13 protein-coding genes and 2 tRNA genes are annotated in these 16,150 nt (G+C 69.1%); 12 read left to right on the top strand and 3 right to left on the bottom strand.

What is annotated here, in order from left to right:
• Positions 1-161 precede the first annotated feature (161 nt).
• Positions 162-905 (bottom strand): leucyl/phenylalanyl-tRNA--protein transferase, encoded by a 744-nt coding sequence (gene aat / locus KF684_14100; GenBank protein ID MBX3354056.1) that lies wholly within the window; start codon positions 903-905, stop codon positions 162-164.
• 198 nt (positions 906-1,103) lie between these two features.
• Here aat and KF684_14095 point away from each other — a divergent pair.
• The 12 genes from KF684_14095 (at position 1,104) to rplI (ending at position 12,408) form a co-directional block, all read left to right on the top strand.
• Positions 1,104-1,175: transfer RNA gene (locus KF684_14095), tRNA-Lys, on the top strand.
• 56 nt (positions 1,176-1,231) lie between these two features.
• On the top strand, positions 1,232-4,537 hold the full coding sequence (locus tag KF684_14090; GenBank protein ID MBX3354055.1) for a DEAD/DEAH box helicase: 3,306 nt from the start codon (positions 1,232-1,234) through the stop codon (positions 4,535-4,537).
• Positions 4,538-4,557: 20 nt separating this feature from the next.
• Positions 4,558-5,559 (top strand): hypothetical protein, encoded by a 1,002-nt coding sequence (locus tag KF684_14085; GenBank protein ID MBX3354054.1) that lies wholly within the window; start codon positions 4,558-4,560, stop codon positions 5,557-5,559.
• A gap of 97 nt (positions 5,560-5,656) precedes the next feature.
• On the top strand, positions 5,657-6,850 hold the full coding sequence (locus KF684_14080; protein MBX3354053.1) for an ATP-binding protein: 1,194 nt from the start codon (positions 5,657-5,659) through the stop codon (positions 6,848-6,850).
• A 355-nt stretch (positions 6,851-7,205) separates the two neighbouring features.
• Positions 7,206-7,276: transfer RNA gene (locus tag KF684_14075), tRNA-Gln, on the top strand.
• A 52-nt stretch (positions 7,277-7,328) separates the two neighbouring features.
• Complete coding sequence (locus tag KF684_14070) at positions 7,329-8,141, top strand: NTP transferase domain-containing protein (GenBank protein MBX3354052.1); 813 nt, start codon at positions 7,329-7,331, stop codon at positions 8,139-8,141.
• Positions 8,138-9,121, top strand: a complete 984-nt coding sequence (locus tag KF684_14065; protein MBX3354051.1) for a ribose-phosphate pyrophosphokinase — start codon at positions 8,138-8,140, stop codon at positions 9,119-9,121. The genes KF684_14070 and KF684_14065 overlap by 4 nt, the downstream gene beginning before the upstream one ends.
• A gap of 54 nt (positions 9,122-9,175) precedes the next feature.
• Positions 9,176-9,835 carry a 50S ribosomal protein L25 gene (locus KF684_14060; protein MBX3354050.1) on the top strand — a complete coding sequence of 220 codons (660 nt, stop codon included), beginning with the start codon at positions 9,176-9,178 and terminating at the stop codon, positions 9,833-9,835.
• Positions 9,832-10,497, top strand: a complete 666-nt coding sequence (pth, locus tag KF684_14055; protein ID MBX3354049.1) for an aminoacyl-tRNA hydrolase — start codon at positions 9,832-9,834, stop codon at positions 10,495-10,497. Before KF684_14060 ends, pth begins: the two co-directional genes overlap by 4 nt.
• 105 nt (positions 10,498-10,602) lie before the next feature.
• Positions 10,603-11,058: a 30S ribosomal protein S6 gene (gene rpsF / locus KF684_14050; protein ID MBX3354048.1), complete on the top strand. Its 456-nt coding sequence runs from the start codon at positions 10,603-10,605 to the stop codon at positions 11,056-11,058.
• 129 nt (positions 11,059-11,187) lie between these two features.
• Positions 11,188-11,679, top strand: a complete 492-nt coding sequence (gene ssb / locus KF684_14045; GenBank protein MBX3354047.1) for a single-stranded DNA-binding protein — start codon at positions 11,188-11,190, stop codon at positions 11,677-11,679.
• Between the two features lie 120 nt (positions 11,680-11,799).
• A complete protein-coding gene (gene rplI, locus KF684_14040) occupies positions 11,800-12,408 on the top strand; it encodes a 50S ribosomal protein L9 (GenBank protein MBX3354046.1) in 609 nt (202 codons plus the stop codon).
• Positions 12,409-12,504: 96 nt separating this feature from the next.
• On the opposite strand, the gene KF684_14035 is transcribed toward rplI, so the two are convergent.
• Both KF684_14035 and tadA read right to left on the bottom strand, forming a co-directional pair.
• Positions 12,505-14,286 (bottom strand): CvpA family protein, encoded by a 1,782-nt coding sequence (locus KF684_14035; GenBank protein MBX3354045.1) that lies wholly within the window; start codon positions 14,284-14,286, stop codon positions 12,505-12,507.
• Positions 14,287-14,364: 78 nt separating this feature from the next.
• Positions 14,365-16,065 (bottom strand): Flp pilus assembly complex ATPase component TadA, encoded by a 1,701-nt coding sequence (gene tadA, locus KF684_14030; protein MBX3354044.1) that lies wholly within the window; start codon positions 16,063-16,065, stop codon positions 14,365-14,367.
• Positions 16,066-16,150 lie beyond the last annotated feature (85 nt).

Raw genomic sequence — 16,150 nt, 5'->3', positions numbered from 1 at the left:
GGCGGCGGCGGCGGCGGTGGCCGCAGCGGCGGCGGCGATCGCGGCGGTCGCGGCGAGAAGCGCGAGCGCTACAGCAACGACTGGTAAATCAGTCGTTCTCGCTCACTGATCTGAATCCCAATAGACGCCGGCGAGTCTCTCGCCGGCGTTTTCTTTTTTCCTCACGCCGCGTCGTCTTCGCGCTCGACGCCGGGCAGCGCGCGCCGGGGCGTGATCGCGTCGGAGTCCGAAGGCAGGAACACGCCCCACGAGACCGAGCGATCGGTCACCGCCGGGGTCAGCGCGCGAAGGAAGTCCGGCCGGTCGACCTCGACGCAGCCGAACTGCGCCAGATGCGGCGACCACATCTGGGTGTCGAGCAGGCGATAGCCGCGCCGGCGCAGGTGCGCGACGAGATGGACGAGCGCGACCTTGGACGCGTCGGTTCCGCCGATCGCAGGCAGGGAGAACATCGACTCTCCGAAGAAGGCGGCGCCGATCGCGAGCCCGTAGAGCCCGCCCACGAGGATGAGCTCGCCGGTGTTCTCGTTGCGCCGCCAGACCTCGATGGAGTGGGCGAAGCCGGCGTCGTGGAGGAGTCGGTACGCGCCCACGATGGTCTCGTCGATCCATGCGCCGGGCCGGTCGGGGTTGGCGCAGGAGACGATGGTCTGGGTGAAGGCCCTGTCGGCGGTGACGACGAACTTTCCTGAGCGGACCTTCTGGCGGAGCGTTTTGGGGATCGTGAAGGTCGAGTTTGGGGCGAGGGGGTCGTCTGCGTGGAGGGGGATGACGCCCCGTCGCTCCGGGCTGCACCAGAAGAGTTCTCCGGCGCGGATGTCGGCCATGGGGAAGTAGCCGCGCCGGTAGGCGCTGACGATCTGTCGGACGAGGGAGTCGGCGATGGTGGCGTGACGGGGGGGCATGTCGTGAGACAAACGATACGGGCGCGACGCCGGGGGTGATGCGTGGGCGGCGCGAGAGGAGATTGCGTGGCCGGCGACCGAGCACGCGAAAGTGGCTGGGCGCCCCTCTAGACTTTCGGCCCGACGCAGTTCGGGCTTGTGCGCGTGGAGGGCGGAACCTCGCGCGCACCCCCTGTCGGAGCGCCGATCGCGAACGAGGGGGGCGTAGCTCAGCGGTAGAGCAGCGGACTTTTAATCCGTTGGTCGTGGGTTCGAATCCCACCGCCCCCATTCCCCTGACTGATCCCTGCCGCGATCGCGGCGTCCACGGACGGAGAGCGAGCGAGTTGATGCTGATCGTGCTGCACGCGAACTGGTCGGGCGGTCGGCTCTGGCTGTGGAGCGAGCGCGAGGTCGCGCCGCCGCCCGTTGCGTCGGATCAAGGGCCCGGGGCGGAGGGCGCCGACGCGCGCGAGCACCCGATGGCGTCGCCGACCGATGTGGTGCGCGAGGCGCTCTCGCTGGCTGGAGCCGCGGGCGTGGCGCAGGGCGCGCAGGCCGGGTCGCTGACGCTGTTCCTGCCCACGGTCGAGGGCGCGCCGGTGATGAGCCCGCGCCTGGCGCACGCGATGGGGCGCCGGGCCGAGGTGGACGGGCTGACCGAGCACGGCGCGATGCTGTCGCGCTGGCGCGTGCCGGCGCTGGGCATCGACGCGATCGACGCCGAAGAGGCGCTGAGCGCGCTGGAGATGCTCGAGGAAAACCAGCAGGGCTCGCTCGCGAGCGACGAGGGCGAGGGCGACGCCATGCGTGTCGTCATCGGCCCCGGCGCGCGCTGGTTCTCGGCGGCGGCGGGCTTCGCACGACTGGTCGTCGCGCAGCAGCGCTATGTCCCCACGGTCATCCAGGAAGCCGACGGCGTGCTGCGCGGCAGCTGGCAGCCCTGGCTGGTCGACGAGCCGATCGCCCAGACCACCGCGGCGCTGGTGCGCGCGATGCCCCCCAGCGCGCGCGCCGTCGAGGACGATCTGGGCCACGAGGCATGGCCCATCCTCGAAGACTTCCTGTGGGCGGTCGTGGACGCGCACACGCGCGCCGCGTTCGCCGCCGAGACGCTCGAGGACGCGATCGACGGTCGCGACCCGAGCGATGACCCGCACGTGTCGTGGCTCTCCGGCCTGCTGCGAACCGACGAACGCGCCTCGCCCGGCGACGCCGAGCGGCGAACCGAGGTGCTGCGCAGCGTGCGCCGATGGCTGGGCGGGCTCGACGATCGCGGCGAGGCGAGCGAGTGGCGCCTGCTGCTCGAGCTGCGCGAGCCGAGCGGGGCCGAGCGCCTCGCCGACCTTCGCGCGCCGGGCGACGACGTGCGATGGACGCTGGGCTTCGCGCTCCAGAACGCGTCGGACGACCGCCTGGTGATCGGCAGCGACGAGATCTGGTCGGCCAGCGGCGGAGAGATCGCGATCGTGCGAGGAAAGCGCGCCGAGTCGCCGCAGGAATTGCTTCTGGCCGAACTCTCTCGCGCCGCGAGGATCTATCGCAAGCTCGAGAAGGCGCTGAACGATCAGGAGCCGACGGGCCTGACGCTCAAGACGGTCGAGGCCTACGAGTTCCTGCGCGAGGTGCGCCCGCTCTTGCAGGAGCAGGGCTTCGGGGTGCGTTCGCCCGACTGGTGGGAGTCGCCGCACGGGCGCCTTGGCGCGAGACTGGTGATCGAGAGCGAGCCGATCGACGAGGAGCTCGAGGGGCTCGGTCGCTCGGAGAGCAGCGCCGCCGGGTCGCGCATCGGGCTGCGTGCGCTGGTGAATTACTCGTGGCAGATCGCGGTCGGCGACGCGACGCTGACGCTCAAGGAGTTCGAGTCGCTGGCGCAGGAGCGCTCGCCGCTGGTGCGCGTGAACGGGCTGTGGGTCGAGGTGCGCCCGGAGGATGTCGACGCCGCGATGCGGTTCATCCGCGAGAACCCGGGCGGGCAGATGACGGCGGCGGAGGCGCTGCGCATCGCGTACGGCGCCGACGAGGAGGCGCGCAAGGGCGCGCCCATCCTGGGCATGCGCGCCACCGGCTGGATGAGCGCGATCTTCGGCGACGAGGCCGAGGAGCAGAAGCTCCCGATGATCGAGCAGCCCGCGGGCTTCCACGGCGAGTTGCGTCCCTACCAGAAGCGAGGCCTCTCGTGGCTCGCGTTCCTCGACCGCTTCGGCCTGGGCGGCTGTCTGGCCGACGACATGGGTCTGGGCAAGACCATCCAGCTCCTGGCGCTGCTGGCGCTGGAGCGCGAGGAGATGACGCGGGTCGGGCGCGACCCGCTGAGCGTCAAGCCTACGCTGCTGGTCGCGCCGACCTCGGTCGTACGCAACTGGATGCGCGAGGCCTCGCGCTTCGCGCCGTCGCTGCGCGTCGTGGCGCACCACGGCATCGAGCGCAAGATCGGGGAGGCGTTCGCGCACCAGGCCGGCGAGCACGACCTGATCATCACCACCTACGCGCTCGCCCACCGCGACCGCGAGTCGCTCGAGCTGGTGGAGTGGGGGCGCGTCGCGCTCGACGAGGCGCAGAACATCAAGAACCCGGTCGCGAAGCAGGCGCAGTCGGTGCGCGGGCTCAAGGCCGAGCGGCGAGTGGCGCTCACCGGCACGCCGGTCGAGAACCGCCTGACCGAGCTGTGGTCGGTGATGGACTTCTGCAACCCCGGGTACCTGGGATCGCAGCACGAGTTCCGGCGCAACTTCGCGATCCCCATCGAGCGCCGTCACAGCAAGAACCGGCGTCGCCAGCTGCGCGGGCTCGTCCAGCCGTTCATCCTGCGCCGGCTCAAGACCGACCCCAACGTCGTGAGCGACCTGCCCGCCAAGCTCGAGAGCAAGGAGATGTGCCAGCTCACCAGCGAGCAGGCGACGATGTACGAGCAGGCGGTCAAGCGCATGCTCACCGAGGTCGACAAGGCCGAGGGCATGCAGCGGCGCGGCATCGTGCTCTCGACGCTCATCAAGCTCAAGCAGATCTGCAACCACCCGGCCCAGGCCATCAAGGAAGGCGACGAGGACGAGGGCGCCGACGACTCGCTGCCCGTCGGGCTCGTGCAGCCATCGCGTTCGGGCAAGTGCGCGCGCCTCCTCGAGTTGCTCGACGAGGTCCTCGCCGAGGGCGATCAGGCGCTCGTGTTCACCCAGTTCCGACGCATGGGCAAGATGCTCACCGCCATGCTGCGCCACGAACTCGACCGGGAGGTGCTCTTCCTCCACGGCGGCACGCCGCAGCACACCCGCCAGGAGATGGTCGACCGTTTCCAGAAGGCCGACGGGACCTCGCCCATCTTCGTGCTCTCGCTCAAGGCCGGCGGCGTCGGCCTCAACCTCACCGCGGCCAGCCACGTGTTCCACTTCGACCGCTGGTGGAACCCGGCGGTCGAGAACCAGGCCACCGACCGCGCGCACCGCATCGGGCAGACGCGCACCGTGCACGTGCACAAGTTCGTCGTGGGCGGCACGCTCGAAGAGAAGATCGACGAGATGATTGAAGCGAAGACCGAGCTCGCCGAGCAGATCATCGGCTCGGGCGAGCAGTGGCTCACCGAGATGACCACCGACCAGCTCCGCGAGATCCTCACCCTCCGCCCCGAGGCGGTCATCGACGACGAGCGCATCTGACGCCAAGGATCAAGGCACGCATGACCCAGCAAGGCGCCCAGGCCGGAAACACCTACAACGCGGCGAACAACACGCCGGGCGGTCCTCCGCAGAGGCCCCTGCCCACGGTCCCTCGCACGGTTCGCGGCGGGGTGAAGCTGCACGGCAAGGAGGCGCCGCGGGTCGATCACTGGGCAGGGCGGCGCGTGCTCGGGTTCATGCACGCCAGCGCCGAGTCGGAGACGACGATCAAGGCGCTCGCCTGGGCGATCCGGGGTCAGACGCGCTCGCTGACCTTCGAAGCGGGAGAGATCGTCGCGAGCATCCAGGGTCTGGAGGTCCGTCCCCATCGCGTGTCGATCCCCCTGACGCGGTTCACGCCCGAGCAGTGGGAGCGCATCGTCTCGGCGGTCAACGACTCGGCGACGCACTCGGCGCGCCTGATGGCGCGCGAGATGCCCGAAGAGATCGAAGAGGTGTTCGGGCAGGTCGGCGTGTCGCTGTTCCCGAAGACGAGCGAGGACTTCTCGCCGCGCTGCTCGTGCAAGGACCCGGCCTCGTCGGCGACGGGGTGGTGCATCCATTCCTGCGTGGCGGGGTTCATCGCGGCCGAGCGCCTGAGCGAGGACCCGTTCCTGATCTTCACGCTGCGCGGGCTGCCCTCGGGCGAGTTCATCGAGCGCCTGCGCCAGCGCCGGGCGGCGACGCGCGCGGCCCGCGGGTTCGCGCCGGCGTACGCCCCTCGCACGCCCCCGGGCGTCCCGGCCAACGCGCCGTCGCTCGATTCGGACCTCGACCAGTTCTGGGCCGAGCCCGACGGGCTCGACGAGATCGACATGACCCCTCGCAAGGCCGAGGTGACCCACCCGCTGCTGCGCCGCCTTGGCCCGACCCCCTTCGCGAAGGGGAAGTTCCCTCTGGTGGGGCTGCTGGCGACCTGCTACGACATCGCGTCGGAGGCGGCGGTGCGGGAGGGAGACCCCGTGCTGCCGGATCATTGTCTCGATTCCGATGACGATGACGCGACGAGCGATGGGGCCTAAGCGGCCCTGTCGCGTCCGATAACTTCCGGCGAGTTAGGCAAAGTTTCGCAAACTTATGGCGTATTGCTAAATCTCCTAAGGTCGCCATAATAGATCGATGGATCCCATCCTCAATCCCTATGCCCCAGGGGCTGGTTCGCCTCCACCCGAGCTTGCCGGGCGTGACGACCTCCTGCGTGAGATGTCCACGGCGCTTCAGCGGGTCCAGGCCCGCCGGCAGACGAAGAGCGTGCTGCTGATCGGTCTCAGGGGCGTGGGCAAGACGGTGTTGCTGGATCGGATCCGGAGAACGGCAGAAGGGTTACGGCTCCAGACCATCTGGATCGAGGCTCCGGAAAGCAGATCGCTGCCTGCGATCCTTGCGCCACAACTGCGGCTTGCGCTCCTGCAACTTTCAAGGAATGAACACGCGAAAGAGCTCGCGGTTCGGGCGCTGAGAGCGTTGGCGGGCTTTGCTCGCGCCCTGAAGGTGAAGTACGGCGATATCGAGGTAGGGATCGATTTCGAGCCGGAGCTCGGTCTCGCGGATAATGGAGATCTCGAACTCGACCTGCAGGCGCTGCTCGAGGTTGTTGGACAGGCCGCGAGCAAGGCCGGCACTGCGCTCGCGATCTTTATCGACGAGTTGCAGTACGTGGAAGAGGACGAGCTGGCCGCGCTCATTACGGCCCTGCACCGTGTCGCGCAGCGTCAACTGCCCATAGTGCTCGTCGGGGCCGGTTTGCCGCAGCTGCGAGGGAGGATGGGTCGAGCCAAGTCATACGCCGAGCGCCTCTTCAACTTTCCTGAGATTGGTCCGCTCCCACCAGACGCGGCGCGGGAAGCAATCGAGAAGCCGGCGGCGCAACACGATGTTCGATTCGAGCGAGAGGCCCTCGCACGAATTATCCGCGAGACCCATGGTTACCCGTACTTTCTGCAGGAGTGGGGCAAGCATGTCTGGGACACGGCGCCCAGGTCGCCCATCACCGACCGCGACGTGACAACGGCGTCCGCGTTTGCGATAGCCGCCCTCGACGAGAGTTTCTTCCGCGTGCGCTTCGATCGCCTGACTCCCTCGGAGAAGCGGTATCTCCGCGCGATGGCGGAGCTCGGACCCGGACCGCATCGGTCCGGTGAGATCGCGGAAGCAGTGAAGAGAGATGTCACTTCGCTTGCGCCGACCCGCAGTAAGCTCATCGAGAAGGGCATGGTGTGGAGCCCGAGCCACGGCGACACCGCGTTTACCGTACCGCTGTTCGACGAGTTCATGAAACGGATCATGCCGGGAGAGGACTGGAAGAACGAGTGATCCCAAGGGTCGCCCGGCTTCCCCCGTGCCCCGTTGACTCCCCCATCCCCCCCTCTACACTCCCCGGCCTTCCCACGAAAGGAAGCCGCCCGCGACGACTTGAGGCGCGGGCACGGGCCACACACCCCCAGCGGCAGCGAGGGTGGTCCGGCTTCGGGACAGGCGGCCGCGGCCCGATTGGGCGGGGATGGTCTTCGGACCCACTCGTTCGACGCTCGCCGCGCGACTGACGCCGATGGCTGGCACGCAAGTGCCTGTCCTGAAGCGAGTTGAGTGGTCCTGCGTCGGACGGCGTCCTCGCTCGGAGCGAAGGGCAACGGCCGGCCAACAGCGAGAGGAGTCCTCCCGCACGCTTTGGCCCGTGGTGTAACGGTAGCACATCGGGTTTTGGTCCTGACAGTCTAGGTTCGAATCCTAGCGGGCCAGTTTCTTCGCCTTCGCTCACGCAGCGAGGGCGACGCGTGCGGGCGTCCGAACGATGCCCAGCCCCTCTTCGACATCCGGTCCGTCCTCCCCCGGCGCTCGCGTGCGAGGCCCGGTCGCCGTCGTCCTCGCCGCCGGCAAGGGCACGCGCATGAAGTCCGACCTGCCCAAGGTCGTGCACCCGGTCGCGTCGCGCCCGATGGTCGCCTGGGTGGTCGACGCCTGCCGCGACGCTGGCTTCACGCGCGTCGTGCTGGTCGTGGGGCACAAGCAGGAGGTCGTGCGCGAGGTCTTCGAGGGCCAGGACGACATCCTGTATTCCGAACAACTCGAGCAGCACGGCACGGGCCACGCTGTTCAGTGCGCGCTCGACCATCTGCGCCTGGTCGACGGCGAGGTCGTCGTCCTCGCCGGGGACGGCCCGCTGGTGCGCGCCTCGACGCTCGCCAAGGTGCTCGAGAAGCACCGCGCGACGCGCGCCGCCGCCACCATCGCCACCAGCGTCGTCGAGGACCCGGCCGGCTACGGGCGCATCGTTCGCGACGCGAGCGGTCGGTTCGCGGCGATCGTCGAGGACAAGGACGCGACGGACGCGCAGCGCGCGATCCGCGAGATCAACCCGAGCATCTACTGCTTCGACGCGCACCTGCTGGTCGCGTCGCTGCCGCGCCTGCGCAACGACAACGCGAAGGGCGAGTACTACCTGACCGACATCCCCGGGATGCTGCGCGACGAGGGGCGCGTCGTCGAGGTCGTCGACGCGATGCCCCCCCAGGACGTGCTGAGCATCAACACCCCCGAGCAGCTGGCGGAGGTCGACGCGATCCTCCGCACGCGACTCGCGAAGCCGGAGGGCGCACGCGCGTGAGCAAGAGCGACGCCAACAGTCTCAAGATCTTCGCCGGGCGCAACAGCAAAGAACTCGCGCAGCGCGTGTGCGAGGCGATCGACCTGCCCCTCGGGCACGCGTCGACCGAGGCGTTCCCCGACGGCGAGCTGATCGTGCGCGTCGAGGAGGACGTGCGAGGGCGCGACTGCTTCGTCGTGCTCAGCACCTGCGCGCCGGTCAACGAGAACCTCGTCGAACTGCTCATCTTCATGGACTCGCTGAAGCGCGCCAGCGCGTCGCGCATCACCGCGGTCATCCCGTACTTCGGCTACGCGCGCCAGGACCGCAAGGACGAGGGGCGCACGCCCATCACCGCCAAGCTCGTCGCCAACCTCATCACCAAGGCCGGCGCCGACCGCGTTCTCGCGATCGAGCTGCACGCGGCCCAGATCCAGGGCTTCTTCGACCTGCCCGTCGACCACCTCTCCGCGTCGCCCGTCTTCGTCGAGTACTTCGACTCGGTGCGCGAGGAGCTGGGCGACCTCGTGCTCGTCAGCCCCGACGTCGGCAATGTCAAGGTCGCCAATACCTACGCGAACCTGCTCAACGGCGACCTCGCCATCGTCGACAAGCGGCGGACCAGCGGGTCGACCGTCTCGATCAAGAACCTCATCGGCAGCGTCGAGGGCAAGACCGTCCTGATGATGGACGACATGATCTCCACCGGCGGGACCGTCTGCGAGGCGGCGCGTCTCGTGCGCGAGCGCGGCGCCGCCAAGGTCTGGGTCGGCGCGACGCACGGCGTGCTCGCCGGCCTCGCGACGCAGCGCCTCGCCGAAGCGCCGATCGATCGCGTCATCGTCAGCAACACCATCCCCGGCGCCGCCCGGCTCGACCCCATCCGTCCCAAGCTCGTCGAGCTCTGCGTCGGCAAGCTGCTGGGCGAAGCCATACACCGCATCCACCACAACATGTCCGTCAGCGCCCTGTTCCGACGCAGCGGCGGCACGAAGCGCTGACCCGACGCCCACGAACACACCGCACCCAAGAACCACCCCGAGAGGATCATCACCATGCAGAAGTCATACACGCTCGACGCGAAGCGTCGCGAGAAGGTCGGATCGAAGTACGCCCAGCGCGTGCGCAGCGCCGGCGGCCTGCCCGTCGTCGTCTACGGGCACGGGCACGAGCCCCTCGCGCTCTACGTCGACGCCAAGGAGACCATCAAGCACCTCGAGAAGGGCGAGAAGGTCTTCGGCATCAACATCGAGGGCGAGAAGGGCGAGCAGACCGTGCTCGTGCGCGACCTGCAGTTCGACTACCTCGGCACGCGCATCATCCACGCCGACTTCGCGCTGGTCGACCTCAACGAGCAGGTCGAGGTCTCGGTCCATGTCCGCCTCGTGGGCGACGCGGTCGGCCTCAGCCGCGGCAACGCGGTCCTGCTGCACCCCCACACCGAGGTCGAGGTCCGCTGCACGGTCGCGACGCTGCCCGACGAGCTCCGCCTCGATGTGTCGTCGCTGGACGTTGGCCACTCGCTCCACGCCGGCGACATCGCGCTGCCCTCGGGCGTCGAGCTGCTGAGCGACAAGGACATGGTCCTCGCGACGATCCACGAGACCAAGGAAGAGGAAGTCGCCGTCGGCGAGGCGGCCGGCGCCGGCGCCGGCGAGGCCGGCGCGCCCGAGCGCATCGGCGAGAAGAAGGGCGAGGAGGCGGACAAGGCGTGAAACTGATCGTGGGCCTGGGCAACCCGGGTCGGGAGTACGAGCAGACGCGCCACAACGCGGGCTGGCTCGCTCTCGACCGGCTGATCACGAGGCACGCGCCGGCGACGACGATGAAGGCGCGGTTCCAGGCCATGACCTGGGACGCGCAGGTGTCGGGCGAGAAGGCGCTGCTCATGAAGCCCACGACCTACATGAACCTGTCGGGCCAGTCCGTCGCGGAAGCGGTTCGCTTCTTCAAGATGGACCCGTGGAGCGACGTGTTCGTGCTCACCGACGACGTCGCGATCCCGTGCGGGACGATCCGCATCCGGGCGTCGGGCTCGGCGGGCGGGCACAACGGGCTCGCGGACATCGAGCGACGCCTGGGCGGGAACGCCTACGCGAGATGCCGCATCGGGATCGATCCGGCCCCCGCGTTCATCGCGCAGCACGACTGGGTGCTGGGCAGGTTCACGCCGGAGCAGCTCGCGACGCTGGCCCCGGCGCTCGAGCAGGCGGCCGACTCCGCGGAGCTGTGGGCCAGGGAAGGCCCAGTCGCGGCGATGAACAGGTTCAACGGCAAAGCGGGCGAGAAAGCCCGCGAGAAGCCGGACAGGAAGAAGGGCCCCGGCGCGAACGCCGGGGCGGAGAGCGAGGCCCGCGACGAGACGCGCGGGTCGTGAACGAGACAGATCCACGCGGCGAGGGCGTCTCCCTCGCGACGCGTTCGACGAACGAGCAGACCACCACACATCGCGCACCACGCGCGAGAAGATCGAGGTAGAGCCATGACGCAGATCAAGCGCCACTACGAGGGAATGTTCCTCATCAGCCAGCAGGTCGCGGCGAACTTCGCCGAGGCCGTCCAGCACATCCGCGAGACGATGGAGAACGCCGGCGCGACCATCATCGCGATGAAGAAGTGGGACGAGCGCCGTCTCGCCTACGAGATCGACAAGCAGAAGCGCGGCGTGTACATCCTCGCCTACTTCGAGGCGCCGACCTCCGCCCTCATCAAGATCGAGAACACCTGCAACCTCTCCGAGCAGATCCTCCGCGCCATGTTCCTGCGCGCCGATCACCTCACCCTCGAAGAGATGCAGAGCGCCGACGAGCGACAGGCCCTCGCCGACGAGGCGCGCCTGCGCGCCACCCGCGCCGCCCAGATCGACGAGGACGAGGACGAGGACGACACCGTCCCGGCCGGCGTCGCGGACGACGAGGACTTCGACGAGGAAGATTGACCCCGGGGCGACCCCTCGTCATCCCCCCTCCGGCCCCCGACGCCCTGTTCGGGCAATGGTCGGATTTGTCGTGTAGACTTGCGCGGCACGAACTGTCACACGCGCACCCTTTAGTCGGAGCCCTGCGCCATGGCCGGGAATTTCAACAAGGTCCTCCTGATGGGCAACCTCACGCGAGACGTGGAGGTCCGCCAGCTCCCCGGAGGGGGGTCGGTCGCCAACATCGGGCTCGCCGTCAACCGACGCTTCAAGACCCAGGACGGGCAGCAGCGCGAAGAAGTCACCTTCGTCGACTGCGAGGCGTGGGGGCGCACCGCCGAGGTGATGGCCCAGTACCTCGCCAAGGGGCGTCCCGTGTTCATCGAGGGGCGCCTTCGCCTCGACCAGTGGCAGGACAAGGACGGCGGGAACCGCTCCAAGCTCAAGGTCATCATCGAGAACTTCCAGTTCGTCGACTCCCGAGGGGGAGACGAGGGCGGCGGGGGAGGCACGGGAGGGGGCCAGGTCTACTCCCGCTCGGGCGGCGGGCGCGCCCCGGCGTCGGGCCAAGGCGGCGGTGGCGGCCACTCCGGGTCGTCGGGCGGCTACGAGCCCATCGACGAGGACGACATCCCCTTCTGACGCGCCAAAGATCACGCTCGCCCCGCTCGGGGCACGACTCAGACATCCCGGGGGTTCACACGCTGGGGCGCGACCGTCGCGCTCCTCACTTTCCTGACTGACGAAAGGACAACGGGTCACATGGCCAAAGACATCCAGCTCCTCCTGACCGAATCGGTCGACAACCTCGGCATCGTGGGCGACGTCGTGAAGGTCCGCGCCGGGTACGCGCGCAACTATCTCCTTCCGATGGGCCTGGCCACCGAGCCCAGCGACGACAAGGTGAAGGCCCTCGCCGCCAAGCGCGCCGACGCCGAGCGCATGCAGCGCGAGATGCGCCTGCAGCGCGAGCAGACGATCGAGAAGCTCGAGGGCATCGAGGTCGAGCTCAAGCGCTCCTGCAACGACCAGGGCCTGCTGTACGGCTCGGTCACGCAGCAGGACATCGCCGAGGCGCTCGTCGCCAAGGGCTTCGCGGTCAAGGCGCGCGACATCCGCCTCTCGCAGACCATCAAGCGCATCGAGTCGCACCACGTCCTGGTCAAGCTCGACCGCGACCTCGAGGCCGAGGTCATCGTCAAGGTCGTCGCCGACCGCGACATCGCCGTCGACGACAAGGTTGAGGTCGAGGTCGACGACGAGGGCAACATGATCATGCCCGGCGAGCAGGGTCGTCGCGGTCGCGGCGGTCGTGGGCGTCGCGAGGATCGCGCCCCCGCCGGCGCCGAGGCGGCGCCCGCCGCCGAGTGATCGGTCGGCCGGTCGCGTCACGCAGAACTGAAACGCCCCCGCGAGGACATCCTCGCGGGGGCGTTGTCGTTGGCGACGTCTATGCCAGCGGGCGGATCAGCGGCCGACGGTGATCGGGGGATCGAAGTCGCCGATGATCTTGCTGCCCAGCGCGAAGTGTCGGATCTCGGCGTTGGAGTTCACGCGGAAGATGAGCATGAGGCGCTGGTCGGTGCGCGCGCGGCTGAGGGTGGGGATCTCGCTCACGCCGCGGACGGGGTTGCCGGGCGTGAAGCGGATGTCGACGTTGCTGCCGTCGTCGAAGACCCAGCCGATCGCGGTGTACTGACGCCCGAGGGAGTCGACGAGCATGGGGGGCACGACGCCGGTCGCGGTCTGGAAAGCGCGCCCGAGCACGCTCAGGCGGCTCTGCAGGCCGACATCGACCTGCACGATGCGCGAGTCGGGCGTGCGCGCGAAGGAGTCGACGCGCAGGTTCTCGAGCAGGCCGACCTCGAAGAAGCTGCTCTTGGGGATGGTGGCGCGCCCGTCGAAGATGCGGTTGCGATCGTCGACGTCCAGCCCGCCTCGCAGGGAGCGGTTGAACTGCCCGTTGAAGGGCAGCAGCTCGCGCACCGCGACGCCGCCGGCCCCGCCTCGACCCTCTTCGACCAACACGCGCACGACTTCTTCGTCGCGCTCGAGTTCGACGCCTCGGACATTGACCCCGACCGCGTCGAGAAGGGCGAAGGTGCGCAGGCCCTGGTCGCGGGCCGCCGGGTTGGCGAACGCGAGGGCCGGGTTCTGGCGCGGCGTGACCTGGAGGCCCGCGAGCGGCGCGCGCAGGTTGCGGAACTGCAGGTCAACAGGCGTGTGGTTGGGGGGAAGCACGAACTCGAACCCGAAGACGGCTTCGGCGGCGGCGCCGGCGGAAACGGCGTAGACGCCCTCGCCGTCGAAACGCCAGCGCTTGTAGTCCAGCGTGCGCGGGTCGCTCTGGTTGATGAAGGCGACCGGGACGAGCGGCTTCACCTCGCCGCCGGGGCCTCGCGCGAGCAGGCGGATCTGGCCGGGGCCGACGATGAACTGCCCCTGCTTCTCCTTGGCGCCGGCGTTGAAACGCAGCATGTACCCGACGATCGTCGAGCCCGCCGGGAAGGGGTTGCCGTCGAGATCGGCGACGCGCTGCGGCAGGGTGTTGCCCTGCGCGTCGACCGAGAAGGAATCGGTGAGCAGTTCCGACAGGTTGGCGCCGGCGACCTCGTACTGGCCCAGGACCTCGAAATCGGACGGGCTGGCGGTCGTGCGCCCGGAGCCCTCGAAGGTCGAGCGGACGAGGCCCGCCTGCGTGGCGACATCGGGCGCGCGCTGCGCCATGGGCGTGGAGGTGGCGAGCGCCCCGGTGCTCGTCATGCCGTAGAAGCTCGCGACGAGCCGGTCGGTGGGCGCCCACAGCGACGCGCCGCGCACGAGCTGGCCGGGGGCGTCCTTGCTGTAGACGACCGGGGCGTAGCCCATGAAGTTGGGCGGCACGCGCAGGAAGCCGATGCTGAGCACGAGGATGCCGGTGGCGATCGCGCCCGACGCGGCGCCGAAGACGAGCCCGCCGACGAAGTTGGTCGCGTCGTCGAACTGCAGGTTGGTCTTGATGGCCTTATCGACGATGAGGCGCAGCGCGACCAGCGACGCCGCGAAGGGCAGGGCCAGGCCGACGCCCCACGCGATGTCGTCGCGCACGCCAAGGAGCACGCCATAGACCAGCGGCTCCCATATCGCGAAGGCGATCGCCCCGGCGACGATCGTGCAGACGAGGTGGAGGAAGGCAGAGAACACGCCGCGCGACGCCCAGATGTACGCGGTGAGGCCGATGATGGCGATGACGAGGATGTTGACGATCATGATGGGGAATCCTCGGGAACCGGCGGAGGCGTCGAGCGCTCCGTGCGCGGCGGTGGAGTCGATGAAGAACGGGGCTGGTCAGGCGGGCTGGCGCTTGGGGGCGGCGGTCTGCTGCTGGTCGGACGAGATGACGCGCACGACCTCGTCGATCGAGGTGACGCCCTCGACGACCTTGCGCATCGCGGCTTCCTGGATGCTGGGGAGGCGCTTCTCGCGCAGCGAGGCCTTGAGCGCCGCGAGGTCGCCCTTGGAGATGAGCGAGCGCTGGCTGGCGTCGATGGGGTAGATCTCAAGCACCGCTTCCTGCCCGATATAGCCGACGCCCTGGCACATGGGGCAGATCTCGGGCTTGTCCTTGACGAGCACCTGCCCGCCCTTGCGGAAGAGCTGCTTGACGGTGGGGGGCAGGCCCAGCTTCTTCAGCACATCGGGGGAGGGCTGGAAGGGCGCCTTGCAGTTGGGGCACAGCCGGCGCACGAGGCGCTGGCCGACGGCGCCGTGGAGCGACTCGCCGGCGAGCTGGTTGTCGCCAACGGCCTTCATGTAGAGCTGGATCGCCTGGAGCGCGCCGGTCGCCTTGAGCGACAGGTAGCAGCGCGTGCGCCCGTGGTCGGCCTTGGCGAGTTCCTTGCAGGTCGCGGCGTCGGTCTCGGCGCAGGCGAAGACATCGGGGTCGCGCCGCAGGATGGAGCGGGCGGTGGTGCTGAACTCGGCGCCGTCGACCGAAGGATCGAACACGTTCTGGCGCACGCCCTCGATGACCGCTTCGGCCTCGAGCTCGAGCGTCTGCACGTTGAGGGTGTAGGCGTCGTGGCTCTTGACGAAGGCGTACATGGTGCTGGTGCGTCCCTGGCCCGAGGGCGCGGCCAGCAGGACAACGCCCTTGTGCTCCCCGACGAGCGCGTCGAAGGCGGGCTTCTGGGCCTCGAGGACGCCGAGCTCCTCGGGCTTGCGCGCGACCTGCTTGGTCGCGTCGAGCACGCCTGTCAGGCGCAGGCCCGACGAGCCGCCCATCGTGATGAGCTTGAGCTTGCGCGGCGCGCCGACCTGCTCGATCGTGATCTCTTTGGACTGCTTGCGCCGACGGTCGGCGACGTCGAGCCCGGCGGCGCCCTTCCAGAAATCGATGATCGCGACCGCCTTGGCGGCCGGGATGGCCTCGGGCTGGCTGCGCACGCCGTCGACGATGAAGGAATAGGCGAACGCGTCGGGCGAGGCCTGGATGAGCTCGAACCGAGAGGCGCGTGCGTCGCTGGCGCGCACGACGATGTCCTCGGCGGCGGCGCGGATCTCGTACTCGGGCGTCTCCTTCTCCGGGGCGGGCAGCGCCCCGGCGGGCCCGATGATCTTGAGCGTGACGCCCTGCTGGCGCTTGGCCAGCTCCTTGTCCTCGCCAGAGCCCTTGCGCGACGCGAGGATCTTCTTGAGGTCCCACTTGGCCGGCTCGGGGACGCGCTCGTCGGCGTTGCGCTTGGTGTAGTAGATGGCGAGGTCGGCGAAGAGGATCACGACCATGACCGGCAGCCCGATCCAGAAGATCGGGATGAGCAGCCCCGCCGCCAGCGCCGCGACGCCGAAGGCCAGATGGACGATGTTCCAGGTCTTCTGCCCGAGGTAGAAGCGCTTGGCGTCCTTGTCGTAGATCGCCGAGACGACCCAGCCCCACCCGACGAGGGGGAGCAGCAGGATGACCGCCTTCCACCAGGAGACCAGCCACATGGGCTGGGCCTCGACGGCGAGGAGGGCGAGCGAGGTGTCGGAGAGCGTGCTGGTCAGCATGAAGGCGACTTCTCTCGAAGACGCCCCGGCCTTCTGCGCGGGGCGCAGGTGTCGCGGCCCGCGGGCCGATGAAAGTCTGCAGCTC

The organism is Phycisphaeraceae bacterium (assembly GCA_019636675.1).
In the GTDB taxonomy this organism is placed as follows: domain Bacteria; phylum Planctomycetota; class Phycisphaerae; order Phycisphaerales; family UBA1924; genus JAHBXC01.
The sequence above is the reverse complement of the archived record's forward strand: the minus strand, read 5'-3'. Positions and strand labels throughout refer to the sequence as shown.

Coding starts and splice junctions, on each gene's coding strand:
- aat (MBX3354056.1), bottom strand. CDS start 905: ATGCCCCCCCGTCACGCCACCATCGCCGACTCCCTCGTCCGACAGATC.
- KF684_14085 (MBX3354054.1), top strand. CDS start 4,558: ATGACCCAGCAAGGCGCCCAGGCCGGAAACACCTACAACGCGGCGAAC.
- KF684_14080 (MBX3354053.1), top strand. CDS start 5,657: ATGGATCCCATCCTCAATCCCTATGCCCCAGGGGCTGGTTCGCCTCCA.
- KF684_14070 (MBX3354052.1), top strand. CDS start 7,329: ATGCCCAGCCCCTCTTCGACATCCGGTCCGTCCTCCCCCGGCGCTCGC.
- KF684_14060 (MBX3354050.1), top strand. CDS start 9,176: ATGCAGAAGTCATACACGCTCGACGCGAAGCGTCGCGAGAAGGTCGGA.
- rpsF (MBX3354048.1), top strand. CDS start 10,603: ATGACGCAGATCAAGCGCCACTACGAGGGAATGTTCCTCATCAGCCAG.
- ssb (MBX3354047.1), top strand. CDS start 11,188: ATGGCCGGGAATTTCAACAAGGTCCTCCTGATGGGCAACCTCACGCGA.
- rplI (MBX3354046.1), top strand. CDS start 11,800: ATGGCCAAAGACATCCAGCTCCTCCTGACCGAATCGGTCGACAACCTC.
- KF684_14035 (MBX3354045.1), bottom strand. CDS start 14,286: ATGATCGTCAACATCCTCGTCATCGCCATCATCGGCCTCACCGCGTAC.
- tadA (MBX3354044.1), bottom strand. CDS start 16,065: ATGCTGACCAGCACGCTCTCCGACACCTCGCTCGCCCTCCTCGCCGTC.